Source organism: Priestia sp. VA7 (assembly GCF_055710015.1).
Genome location: NZ_JBVQPN010000001.1, coordinates 108,297 through 121,028, shown reverse-complemented (window position 1 = coordinate 121,028; position 12,732 = coordinate 108,297). Strand labels below are relative to the sequence as shown.

General features: G+C 37.9%; 13 protein-coding genes. 2 read left to right on the top strand and 11 right to left on the bottom strand.

Translation table 11 applies throughout. The features are described from left to right. Positions 1-31 precede the first annotated feature (31 nt). Entirely contained in the window at positions 32-970 is a 939-nt protein-coding gene (locus AC0C45_RS00695; RefSeq protein WP_237893044.1) for a DHH family phosphoesterase, read from the bottom strand. Positions 971-1,221: 251 nt separating this feature from the next. On the opposite strand from AC0C45_RS00695, the gene AC0C45_RS00690 reads away from it, so the two are divergent. Continuing rightward, positions 1,222-1,518, top strand: coding sequence for a YtpI family protein (locus AC0C45_RS00690; RefSeq protein ID WP_013085203.1), 297 nt, complete (start codon positions 1,222-1,224; stop codon positions 1,516-1,518). A 26-nt stretch (positions 1,519-1,544) separates the two neighbouring features. On the opposite strand, the gene AC0C45_RS00685 is transcribed toward AC0C45_RS00690, so the two are convergent. From AC0C45_RS00685 to AC0C45_RS00655, 7 genes are all read right to left on the bottom strand, one after another. Continuing rightward, positions 1,545-2,861 carry a CBS domain-containing protein gene (locus AC0C45_RS00685; RefSeq protein ID WP_013059459.1) on the bottom strand — a complete coding sequence of 439 codons (1,317 nt, stop codon included), beginning with the start codon at positions 2,859-2,861 and terminating at the stop codon, positions 1,545-1,547. An 81-nt stretch (positions 2,862-2,942) separates the two neighbouring features. Then, positions 2,943-3,179 carry a hypothetical protein gene (locus AC0C45_RS00680; RefSeq protein WP_013085204.1) on the bottom strand — a complete coding sequence of 79 codons (237 nt, stop codon included), beginning with the start codon at positions 3,177-3,179 and terminating at the stop codon, positions 2,943-2,945. Positions 3,180-3,525: 346 nt separating this feature from the next. Then, entirely contained in the window at positions 3,526-4,203 is a 678-nt protein-coding gene (locus AC0C45_RS00675) for a metal-dependent hydrolase (RefSeq protein WP_034654962.1), read from the bottom strand. A 113-nt stretch (positions 4,204-4,316) separates the two neighbouring features. Further along, positions 4,317-5,438: an alanine dehydrogenase gene (gene ald / locus AC0C45_RS00670; protein ID WP_016765722.1), complete on the bottom strand. Its 1,122-nt coding sequence runs from the start codon at positions 5,436-5,438 to the stop codon at positions 4,317-4,319. 150 nt (positions 5,439-5,588) lie between these two features. Then, positions 5,589-5,756, bottom strand: coding sequence for a hypothetical protein (locus AC0C45_RS00665; protein WP_013059463.1), 168 nt, complete (start codon positions 5,754-5,756; stop codon positions 5,589-5,591). A gap of 164 nt (positions 5,757-5,920) precedes the next feature. Continuing rightward, the gene (argH, locus tag AC0C45_RS00660; RefSeq protein WP_013059464.1) at positions 5,921-7,309 is read right to left on the bottom strand and encodes an argininosuccinate lyase; all 1,389 of its coding nucleotides are present in this window, start codon (positions 7,307-7,309) and stop codon (positions 5,921-5,923) included. Then, complete coding sequence (locus tag AC0C45_RS00655) at positions 7,306-8,514, bottom strand: argininosuccinate synthase (RefSeq protein WP_013059465.1); 1,209 nt, start codon at positions 8,512-8,514, stop codon at positions 7,306-7,308. The genes argH and AC0C45_RS00655 overlap by 4 nt, the downstream gene beginning before the upstream one ends. A gap of 314 nt (positions 8,515-8,828) precedes the next feature. Here AC0C45_RS00655 and AC0C45_RS00650 point away from each other — a divergent pair, with 314 nt between their 5' ends. Continuing rightward, positions 8,829-9,143, top strand: coding sequence for a hypothetical protein (locus AC0C45_RS00650; protein WP_034648645.1), 315 nt, complete (start codon positions 8,829-8,831; stop codon positions 9,141-9,143). A 25-nt stretch (positions 9,144-9,168) separates the two neighbouring features. Here AC0C45_RS00650 and AC0C45_RS00645 read toward each other — a convergent pair whose 3' ends face one another. From AC0C45_RS00645 to AC0C45_RS00635, 3 genes are all read right to left on the bottom strand, one after another. Further along, entirely contained in the window at positions 9,169-10,011 is an 843-nt protein-coding gene (locus tag AC0C45_RS00645) for an EcsC family protein (RefSeq protein WP_034648642.1), read from the bottom strand. Between the two features lie 231 nt (positions 10,012-10,242). Next, positions 10,243-11,433 (bottom strand): acetate kinase, encoded by a 1,191-nt coding sequence (locus AC0C45_RS00640; RefSeq protein ID WP_013059468.1) that lies wholly within the window; start codon positions 11,431-11,433, stop codon positions 10,243-10,245. A 196-nt stretch (positions 11,434-11,629) separates the two neighbouring features. Further along, positions 11,630-12,622, bottom strand: a complete 993-nt coding sequence (locus AC0C45_RS00635; protein WP_013085210.1) for a class I SAM-dependent methyltransferase — start codon at positions 12,620-12,622, stop codon at positions 11,630-11,632. Between the last annotated feature and the right edge of the window lie 110 nt (positions 12,623-12,732).

Below are 12,732 nucleotides of genomic sequence, written 5' to 3'. Positions count from 1 at the left end.
CTGATTTAAAATCAACGGCTTATTTTACAGATTACTCCTGACTGCAGAGCTCTTCTAAATCAAGTAGTAAAGGCTCTACTTCTTCCCATGAATAAATGGAAGCGCCGGACGCAAGAGGATGGCCTCCTCCGTTGTATTTTCTAGCAATTGTATTAATGACAAGCTCTTTTGAACGAAGGCGAACACGAATTTGATTTTCTTCTTCCACAAAAAACACCCACGTTTTTACTCCATCAATTTGCCCTAACGAACCGACTAGCTGAGAGGCATCAGCTGGTGTCACATCATATTTTCGAAGAATTTCATTCGGAATTTTCATATGAGCCACTCCTGCTGGAGACATCGTAAAGTTTTGCAGCACATATCCGTGTAAGTGAGCGACGTTTTCTTTTGTTTTGTATAACTGATCATATACATCTTTAAAATCGAAACCATATTGAATCAATTCACTTGCATAGCAAAACGTTTTCGGCTTTGTATTTGGAAATAAAAATCGACCCGTATCTCCAACGATACCGCTGAAGATCAGCTTTGCTCCTTCATCATTCAGAGATAATCCCTTTTCTTTTCCTTCCAAGTAAAATTCATAAATCATTTCGCTTGTTGAAGAAGCAGACGTCTCAATCCAAAGCAAATCACCGTAAGGAGTTTGGTTTGGATGGTGATCAATTTTAATGACCATTTTCCCATTTACGTAGCGCTGATCTGATACTCGTGCTTCATTAGCCGTATCACAAACGATGACAAGCGCATCCTCGTAGGTGTCATCAGCGATGTCATCCATCCGGTATAAAAATTTTAATGACTCCGCTTCTTCTCCCGTTACGTATACCTTCTTCTCTGGAAAAGATGTTTTTAACAATTCCGCTAATCCGCACTGAGATCCGTATGCATCTGGATCTGGACGAATGTGCCGGTGAATAATGATGGTGTCAAACTGCTTAATAGCTTCTAATATTTTTGCTTTCATTTTCTCTCTCCTGTCAATACTGTTCTTGTTTTATGTACGTACCGCTTGCACTTACATTTCCGCAGCGCTGTATCCATATTATTTATTAAATCATATCTCTTCTCTTTTTTGAAAGAAGAATCAATCAATAGTAGAATTTTCTGTCATCTGCCTGTAAAATAATAGATACTACTGTAAACACTTTCAACACTACGCATTACTAACATCTAGAAACATTATGGATAGAAATACACCGGACTGGAGGGGCTTCTGTGCCATTTTTTATGATTTTAATCGTTGTGTCCTTTGTTTTCTACATGTATTTAAAAGTAAAATACGTACGTTCGAAACGCCCAATGGAACGAAAGTGGATTTCCGCTAAGTCGAGTATTTGTCTTGGCTCTTTTGTATTATTTTTTGGAATCAATCAATGGTTTATTTACGAAACAAGCCTTTCACTTATCATCGGCATACTATTTGTATTATTCGGTTCAGGCAGCATATTAGCAGGTATCAAAGCTTACAAGTACTATCAGCCTTATGCAATAAAAGAAGCTGGTCAAATGTAAAAGAAGCTGCAAAGCAGCTTCTTTTTTTATACTCTTTCCAATAACTGAGCCATCATCATCGCTTTCCCTACTACAACCCCGGCATTGTAGACTTCTACATCTAATTTAGCAAACTTCCGACCAAGTTCTAATAGCTTAGGGCGAATTTCAATTACGCTTTCAATTTGAACTGGCTTAATAAAATAAACGGTGATGTTTTCAATAACCAAATCACCTTTTTTATATAAGCGAAGAACACGATTGGCGGCTTCCGTTACAATAGTAGTGAAAACTCCGTATGAAATAGTCCCCATATAATTCGTCATTTGCGGCGTTACTTCACAGCGATACACCGGTGCTTCTTTTGTCTCTTGCACGTCCATAAATTGATTGGTTACAATGTCGTCAATAGTTTCTCCTACCTGCGGTTGACGCTGAATCATTTGCAGCGCCTTTAAAACATCTTGACGGCTGATAATGCCCTCTAGCCGGTGGTAATCATCCACTACAGGCAGCACTTCAATCCCTTCCCATACCATCATATGCGCAGAAGAAGCGACCGATGTTTTCCCGTGAACCGTCATCGGATTTTTCGTCATTACTTTTTCAATTGAAGTAGAAAGGTCATATCCAATAACATCTTTTGAGGTGACCATACCGTGAACTTTCATATGCTGATCCACTACAGGAAAACGACTGTGGTGAGTCTTATCGTTACATTCATGCCATTTTTCAATCGTATCGGTTAACTGCAAGCTAACCGCTTCAGAGATAGGTGTTAAAATATCCTCTACAAGCACAATTTCTTTTTTTATCAGCTGATCATAAATAGCACGATTAATCATCGTTGCAACTGTAAACGTATCATAGCTCGTTGAAATAATAGGAAGCTTAAGATCATCCGCAAGCTTCTTAACCCATTCTTCCGTATCAAAGCCGCCCGTAATTAACACGGCTGCTCCTGCTTCAAGAGCTAATTCATGAGCGTTTACTCGATTCCCTACGATAAGAAGGTTTCCGGCCTCGGTATATCTCATCATAGCATCAAGCTTCATCGCTCCAATAACAAACTTGTTTAACGTTTTATGCAAACCTTCACGTCCGCCCAGCACTTGTCCATCCACGATGTTTACTACTTCAGCAAACGTGAGCTTTTCAATGTTTTCTTTCTTCTTTCGTTCAATTCGAATGGTCCCAACTCGTTCAATCGTTGAAACATATCCTTTATTTTCCGCGTCTTTTATTGCTCGGTACGCCGTGCCTTCACTGACATTCAGTTCTTTGGCAATTTGGCGCACTGAAATTTTTTCACCAATTGGAAGCGAATCGATATACTGTAAAATTTGCTCATGTTTTGTCGCCACGTGTACTTCACCCTTCTAAAACGTTTTTACGTTTCATATGTCTTTTCTTTTATTATACGGGGGAAGTGAAATGGATTCAATCTAACCTCTTTGACGCAAAGGCTTTCTCGCACTATTTTTTTGAATACCTGCCTTCTTGCGGCGCGGTGCATAAAGCAGTGATGACAAATTGCCTCCGGCTACAAAAAGAGCAAAGGTAAGCCAGCTTATGCTAAAAACCCCTTGCAAACTCGAAGTTGTTAACACTAAGTGCGGCATTGCATAGTAAAGCATCACTCCGCATAATAAAAGCGATAAAATAACTCGATTTTTTTCCATAGCTCTCCCTCCTTATTATTACTATCGTATGCAGGGAAGTAAAAAAAGCAGAACGTTTCTTTACAAATAAAAAGAGATTAAGACATAACTGCATCGATTCAATCTAAAGACGAACAAATGTGAGGCATGAGCTGAACCGCTTGTGACACCGCAGTTGATTTGCGTGCAAGACTTCGCTTTCCGCGGGAGTCTTCGTCTTGCCCTCCAATCAACAGCTAGAAGCCGCTACATATATGAAACTTACGTTCACCTTAACAATAAAAAAAGAACGGGTAATCGATATTATCGATTACCCGTTCTTTTTTAACTTTAACTGAAATCGTTTTGTCCCAGCCTTTATTTATGATTAAAGATCCAATCCTTCTCCAACTTTTAATACTTTTCCTTCAATACCAGATAAAGACTCAACAAATTGATGAGGATCTTGCTTAATTACAGGAAATGTATTGTAGTGAATTGGCACAACAAGCTTTGCCTGCACCCATTCCGCTGCGATAGCCGCATCTTCAGGTCCCATTGTAAAGTTATCTCCAATTGGAAGAAATGCTACGTCAGGCTCATGGCGACCAATTAACTTTAAATCAGAAAATAAAGCCGTATCTCCAGCATGATAAATTGTCTTTCCTTCAATAGTTAAAAGCAAACCAGCCGGCATTCCTGTATAAATAATTTTCTCATTATTTTCTGTATAACTTGAACCGTGGAAAGCTTGTGTCAATTTTACCGTACCAAAATCAAATGTATAGGCTCCTCCTATGCTCATTGGATGTACGTTTAAGCCTTGCCAGCTAAGATATGTAGCTAATTCTGCTACTGCCACAACAAGTGCACCGCTGCGCTTAGCAATTTCCACCGTGTCGCCTACATGATCATTATGGCCATGAGTCAGTAAAATCACATCTACTTTTACATCTTCAGCATTTAAATCTGTTAATTCATTTCCAGTGATAAACGGGTCAATTAAAATTGTTTTTCCTTTTGTTTCAATTTTAACAACAGAATGTCCATGATAAGAAACGTGCATCATATATTCTCTCCTTTTACACTAACCTTTTCTATATTCTACCCGTCTGTTTTGGTTACAAAACAAGTGAATACGCGGCTATCATATCACAAACTGCGCAAAAACATGTCTTATTATGCTTGCTCTAATAAAGTTGTTGCATCAGCGTAAGTGAGACCGTGTGCATCTGCAACAGCCGCGTAAGTGACAAACCCATTTAAGGTGTTGATGCCTTGAAGAAGGGAAGGGTTTTTTAAGCACGCTTTTTTATATCCCTGATTTGCTATTTGCAGAGCATAAGGAACCGTTACGTTGGTCAGCGCTAAGGTCGACGTACGTGGAACAGCTCCAGGCATATTAGCAACAGCATAATGCAAGACCTCATGCTTCGAATAAGTCGGGTTATCGTGAGTGGTAATGCGATCAGTTGTTTCAAAAATCCCCCCTTGATCAATAGCAATATCAACTACAACGGACCCTTTTGACATCGTTTGAACCATTTCCTCGGTGACAAGCTTGGGCGCTTTAGCTCCTGGTATGAGAACCGCTCCTATCACTAAATCTGACTCTTTTACAGATTGTGCGATATTGTAGTGATTTGACATTAATGTCGTCACTTCTTTACCAAATAAATCATCAAGCTGGCGAAGGCGATCAGCGTTTAAATCAATTATTGTAACATCAGCCCCTAATCCGACCGCAATTTTAGCAGCGTTGGTTCCTGCTACTCCTCCTCCAATAATTGTTACTTTTCCTCTTTGCACGCCTGGAACTCCACTTAATAAAATCCCTTTGCCACCTTTGGTTTTCTCCAAAAATTGAGCTCCAATCTGAGAAGACATTCTTCCTGCAACTTCGCTCATCGGAGTTAACAGAGGCAAGCTTTTGTTTGGAAGCTGTACAGTTTCATAAGCGATGCCTATCACCTTTTTATCAATCAATGCTTTCGTTAATGCTTCTTCAGCTGCCAAATGTAAATAGGTAAACAAAATAAGTCCTTCACGAAAATATCCGTATTCTTCTGAAATCGGTTCTTTTACTTTCATAACCATTTCAGCATCCCATGCTTCTTTTGCAGTATTTACGATAGAAGCTCCTGCATTTGTGTAATCTTCATCATGGAATCCAGAGCCTTCTCCTGCCTGTGTTTCAATATATACATCATGCCCACCGTTAACTAAAGCTGTAACACCAGCTGGAGTAATAGCCACGCGATTTTCATTGTTTTTTACTTCTTTCGGCACTCCAATTTTCACCTTTATCCCTCTTTTCTTATATCAGTGATTAACTAAAAAAAGAACGCCACACCAAATCCTTTAGAAAACCGGATTTACTATGACGTTACCTTTCGATAGAGCTCAGCATAATCCTGCTTTTCTTAGTCTATATACAGTATATGCATCTAGTTATTCATATAGTTCGTTATCACTCTGTGCTTCTGGATTTTCCACTACAGAAGCCATAGCATCGCCAATGACGCCGCTTGAATAAGAATCCATTAGCTGTCTTGATGTCTCTTTTTCTCCTTCAAAATCATATTCATATACATGCTGCGGATGTTTTTTGTCTTTCATATGTCACTTCTCCTTTTTCACTTTATTTTCTTTACGAATGTAAACTTTACTTCATAATCCCTTACTTGATCTTTTCTATTTTCTTCTTAAATGCTCCAGTTATACCATTTATCTCACATCAAAAAACGCCCGCAGATTTTTCTGCGGACGTTTTGATAACTTTTTTATATCGATGTTTTTTCATGCAATTCATCTTTAGCTAGCTGAATTGCTTTTTTTACTTGTTCAAATCCTGTTCCTCCCGCGCTATTGCGGCGATTAACAGCTGTTTTTGGACTTAATACATGATAGATGTCTTCCTCAAATAAATCTGACGCTTCCTTATATTGTTCAAGCGGCAAATCCATTAGGTAGATATTTTTCTGAATACAAACGAGAACCAGTTTCCCAACCACTTCATGTGCTTCACGAAACGGCATACCTTTTGAAGCAAGATAGTCAGCTAACTCCGTTGCATTTGAAAAATCTTGTTTCGTAGCTTTTTCCATAACATTTGTTTTTACTGTCATTGTTTCGATCATGCCAGCAAAAATGGTCAAACATCCTTCAATCGTTGTAACCGTATCGAACATGCCTTCTTTATCTTCTTGCAAGTCTTTGTTGTATGTTAAAGGCGTGCCTTTTAACACAGTCAATAGGCTAAATAAATGACCATATACTCGTCCTGTTTTACCACGAATTAACTCCGCCATATCAGGATTTTTCTTTTGAGGCATAATACTGCTGCCCGTTGCGTACGTATCATCCATTTCAATAAATTGAAATTCTTGACTAGACCATAAAATTAACTCTTCACAAAAACGAGATAAATGCATCATTAAAATAGAACTGTTGCTTAAAAACTCTAAAATAAAGTCACGATCGCTGACAGCATCCATACTGTTTTGATAAATCCCATTAAAGCCTAGAAGCTCAGCGCTATAGTGACGATCAATTGGGAATGTTGTACCAGCTAAAGCTCCTGCTCCCAAAGGAGATAAATCAATACGCTTCAGCGATTCTGCATAACGTTCAGCATCGCGCTTGAACATTGAAACATAAGCCATTAAATGATGAGCAAAAGAAACCGGCTGCGCGCGCTGCAAATGTGTGTAGCCTGGAAAAATGGTTTCAACATGCTGATCTGCTTTTGTAAGCAATACATCTTCTAGATTTTCAATCAGACCTACAATTTGCTGAACATGCTTTTTTAAATATAAGTGCATATCTGTAGCAACTTGATCATTACGGCTTCGACCCGTATGAAGCTTCCCTCCAACCGGACCAATTTCATCAATTAATAACTTTTCTAAATTCAAATGAATATCTTCATATTGAGCAGAAAATGTTAATTCTTTCTTCTTAGCTTTTTCAAGCAGTGTTTGAAGGCCTTTTTTAATTTGTGACGCTTCATCTCCAGAAAGAATACTGCATTTCTCAAGCATTGTTACATGTGCTAAACTGCCTTCAATATCTTCTTCTACAAGATGCTGATCAAATGAAATCGACGCACCGAACTCGTCAATCCATTGTTCAGGGCGTTTCGTAAAACGCCCTCCCCAAAGTTTGGTCATACCGTTGTCACCTTCTTTTGATTTACCATGCTGCTCACTTGTGTTGGAAGTCCCCATAATGAGATGAAACCAACTGCTGCATTGTGATCAAATTCATCTTCTTTTGTATATGTTGCAAGTTTTTCATTGTATAAAGAATTAGGAGATTTACGTCCCTCTACGATCGCATGCCCTTTAAATAGTTTTACTCTCACTGTTCCGTTCACATATTGCTGTGTATCTTTTAAGAATGCAAGCAGTGAATTTGTTAATGGAGAGAACCATAAACCTTCATAGATAACTTCTGTTAATTTTTTTTCAATCACTGGTTTAAAGTGCGCTACTTCTTTCACTAATGTTAAATCTTCAAGCTCTTTGTGTGCTTTAATTAATGTCATAGCTGCTGGACACTCATACACTTCACGTGATTTAATTCCCACAAGACGGTTTTCTACATGATCAATACGTCCGACTCCGTGCTTACCTGCAATTTCATTCAATTCTAGAATTAACTGAGCTAGCGTGTAAGATTGACCATTTAATGATACTGGAACACCTTCAACGAATTCAATTTCTACTACATCCGCTGTGTCCGGAGTGTTTTCAAGAGAAGCCGTTAGGTCATATGCTTCTTCAGGTGGAGCTGCCCAAGGATCTTCAAGAACGCCACACTCGTTACTTCTTCCCCACAAGTTTTGGTCAATTGAAAATGGGCTGTCTAAGTTAATTGGAATTGGAATATTCTTTTCTTTTGCATACTCGATTTCTTCTTCACGAGACCATTTCCAATCACGAACAGGAGCTAAAACTTCTAAGTGTGGATTTAATGCTTTAATTGATACTTCGAAACGCACTTGGTCATTTCCTTTTCCCGTACATCCATGTGCGACAGCTACTGCATTTTCTTGCTCTGCTACTTCTACAAGCTTTTTAGCGATTAGCGGTCTAGATAGTGCAGATACTAATGGATATTTTCCTTCATATAATGTGTGTGCTTGAAGTGCTGCTAACGCAAATGTATTGGCATATTCTTCTTTTGCATCAATCACATATGATGATACTGCTCCAACTGTTAATGCTTTTTCTTTAACGAATTTTAAATCTTTTCCTTCGCCTACATCTAAACAGCAAGCTACCACATCGTATCCTTTTTCCTGTAACCATTTAATTGCAACTGATGTATCTAAACCTCCGGAATATGCTAAAACAACTTTTGGATTACTCATTATCTATTCCTCCTACAAATTATATATATATTAATACAACCGTTTTAATTTTTATTCATTTAATCTACTATTACTTTAACAACTTTTTAATCTATTTTCAATAGTTATTCAAAAAAAAGTATATAAATTCACATTTATTTTAATTTAATAGGGTAAAATCTCTTAAAATACTGTAAAAATAGACATGAATGAATATGCCTTTCTTACATACTGTGTATATTTATATGCATAAATCAAGTATAAATGATTTATTTTTCACTTACAGTAGCTCTGGCTTTTGTCATTGTATAAAATGGAAGGGAAGAGGTGAAAAAATGGAGCACTTTTTTACTTATGACAACAGACTCGGTATAAAAATTCCTGCTCTCGAAAGAGAATGGACATTCTATTCTGAAAAAGTTCAGCAGGATATCCTCCTAACATGGGAATCCATTCGGGGGCAGATTCCAGACAAAATTCAATCTTTAGAAAAGAGTATTAATCAAAAACAAGCGGCGTTAGAAGATGAGACTAATTTTATCCGCTCCTGTGAATTAAATAGCGAGATAGGAGAACTTGCTTCTATTATTAATGATTTGTGGATTTGGTATCGAACAAATGAGGAAATATCAAAAGAAGTTCACGGATAGACAAAAAAACGAGTCTCATGAAAAATTAATGAGACTCGTTTTTCTTATCCAGCAAATAGCGGTATTGGTAAAAGCGCTTCGCATAATCTGTCACTTGTTTGGCCATTCGATAATTCATCCCTCCGCCAACCATCATACTCACAATTGGCAAACGATTATAAACTTTTCGCTTCGCAGCAAATATAGCTAGCGTTTTCCCAATTTGTACAACGATTTTTTGCAGCCACGTTTTATCTACAATTTGATCAACACCTTCATAAAAATACGGGTCAAATTCTTGGCTTAACTCACCCTTTAATTGATGCCACCCCTCAGCCTGAAGGTGTCTAGGTAACGTTGCTGCATGGAACACTTTTAGCGTTAGCATAAGCTCTGAAGGAGTCTGGATATGATAGCCGTAGCTCATTGCTGCCTGTTGCACCGCTTGAATATTCATGCATAAAACAGCAGGTATATCAATACCGACTAGCAGCGATTGTCCCGTTCCTGAAAGTGCTCCTTGACTCAGCGCATACAACCGAAGCTTGGCCATTTGCTGTTCGCATATATAAGAAAGCTGATCTACTTGAAGGGAATTCATTTCTGACAGCTCTGTGATATCCTCTTTGAATACACGAGCGGTTTCAATAATTCGTTTTGTCGCTTGAGTTTGCATTTCCGTACCTTGAATTAATGCGGTTAACTGAAAGAGTCCTTCATCAATTTTATGTAAATAGGTCTCACGAACAGAAGCTGGAATTAAGTTAAGCCCTTTTTCTAACCACTCTTCGTACAATAACTCCATCTCAGTTGCTTCTACACTCTGTAAGCTCTCTTCCCATTTATAGATTTCTTCTAAAAGCTGTTCTTCGCGATTCGTTAGTATCATCATGTCACCCTTTCAAGAAATAAGTAGTTTTATTTTTATTATAACAAATAATGCATCCGTTACATTTTGCTTCCTATATTATTTCTTTCTTCTATACGTTGTAAACCTTCTTTCAATCGTCAGCTACTTACGCTATATAAAAAAGCTGATTTCCTAACAAGGAAATCAGCTTTTCGTTAGTTTGCCTGACAATTTATGAGAATTCATGCATTGAAGAGGCACTTTATGAACTTAAATATTCGCTAAACGAGTAACGTCACGTGCAATCATAACTTCTTCGTCTGTAGGAATAACCATAACTTTAACTGGAGAATGAGGGTAGCTAATAAATGCTTCTTCTCCTTGTACACTATTTAAAGCTGGATCCCAATAAACGCCCATGAACTCTAAACCGCGAAGAACGCGAGCACGTACAACATCACTGTTTTCTCCAATACCTGCTGTGAAGATGATTGCATCTACACCAGACATACGAGCAGCATAAGAACCGATATATTTATGAATACGGCTAGCAAATACTTCAAGTGCTGTTTCAGCGCGTTCATTGCCTTCAGCGCTTGCTTTGATTAGATCGCGTAGGTCACTAGAAATACCAGATACACCTAAAAGACCACTTTCTTTATTTAATACATTTAATACTTCGTCAGCAGTTTTTCCTGTTTTCTCCATAATAAATGGAATTAATGCAGGGTCAATGTTACCTGAACGAGTTCCCATTGCTACACCAGCTAATGGCGTGAAGCCCATTGATGTATCAATTGACTTGCCGCCTTCAATTGCAGCGATACTTGCACCGTTACCTAAGTGACAAGAAATTAAGCGCAATTGTTCGATCGGACGGCCAAGAAGCTCAGCTGCACGCTCAGAAACATATTTATGAGATGTGCCGTGGAAACCGTATTTACGAACGCCATACTTTTCATAGTACTCGTACGGTAAGCTGTACAAGAATGATTTTTCTGGCATTGTTTGATGGAATGCTGTATCGAAAACTGCTACAGCTGGAACATTTGGAAGAATATCTTGGAACGCTTTAATTCCCACAATGTTTGCTGGGTTGTGAAGCGGTGCTAAATCAGATAAAGCTTCAATTTCCGCTAGTGTTTCATCTGTGATTAAAACAGAATCAGCAAATTTCTCTCCGCCGTGTACTACACGGTGACCTACACCAGTGATTTCATCGTATGATTGAATGATGTTTTGAGAAAGTAACTTTTCAACTAAAATTTTAACTGCAACAGCATGGTCAGGGATTTCTGTAATATCCGTTTGTTTTTCACCATTTACCGAGATCGTGAAAACAGCGTTATCTAAACCAATTCGTTCTACTAAACCTTTTGTTAATACCGTCTCACTTGGCATTTCAAATAATTGAAACTTAAGTGAAGAACTGCCGGCGTTGATTGCCATGATTTTTGACATAAAAAAACAGCTCCTTCTTTATTATACGTGCATCATAAACATAACGAACAGAACATAAAAGTGTAATCTCTACAATATTCTATGCATTTCGACACGATTTCTATCCTTATTCATTTAATCATTCACGACAATAGATTTCAAGAGCTATACACCATGAAAACGCTACCGGAAAATATTCATTATTTTCGAAAAAGACTTACTTTTTATTCACTCGGAACCATTGGTCCATTTGAGCCATAATATCACTCATTGCTTCCCGATTACTGAACTTCGGCAAATTCACAAGCAGCGCGTTCTCAGGTGCTGTTACTCCTTCTCCCTGCTTTTGAAGAACCATAATACTTTTAGCAGCCTGCTCTTGTTTGAACATTGAAAGTGGCAGCTGAATAATCCCTTGCACGATTGCTTCCTCTTTTAGCAACGGCTGTAATAAATGAGACTGTTCAGATTCAAACAAGTTATTTGGAATAAGGGCTACTACGTATCCTCCATCTTTTACATGACGCAAGCTTTGTTCAATAAATAAGTGATGAGCATAGGTGTGACCTTCTTCAGCTCTTACCTTATACTCTTTTACCCCTTCGTCGTTTGGATAATAACCAACCGGAAGGTCACAGACAACTAAATCAACAGGATCAATAAAAAGCGGCTGTAAGCTGTCTTGATTGAATAATTGAACGCCGTGCTTCTGTAAATTTGCATTTACATATGTTAATTGAAGTAATAAATCATCCACGTCTACACCGTATACGTGTTCAATTGACGCAGCGTGTGTGTTTAAAATAGTTGTTAATAAGTTCCCTGCTCCTACTGCGGGATCTAAAAGCGTATATTTATCTTTTCCTGCCATGAACTTTCCAACTAGATAGCTGACAAATAGTCCTACAGCATCAGGCGTCATTTGGTGGTTAGGCTGAACTGCTTCTTTCATGCCTTTTAAAATAGCTAGCTGATACGCTTTTCGAATCGTTTCTTTTTCAAAATGATCAAGCGTGATTGAATCGTATTCTTTTTTTAAACGTTTTTTAGTTACCTCATCTAGCTCTTCTTGTAAAATAGTTCCTTGAAACAAATTTTCTCCCGTTTCAGCTACTGCTTCTAAATATACGCAGTTTAGTTCTTTTCTTAAAATAATAGCTGTTTGATCAATTACACCAAATAGCTTTTCCATACTAGCTAACTGACTCATATTCTGCCTCCTGTGTAATGAAATAATATCTATATAAATGAGTAAACATCCTATTTGGAACATCATATTTTATCATAAAAACTTCTTAAAACACAAAGAAGGCGAAAAAC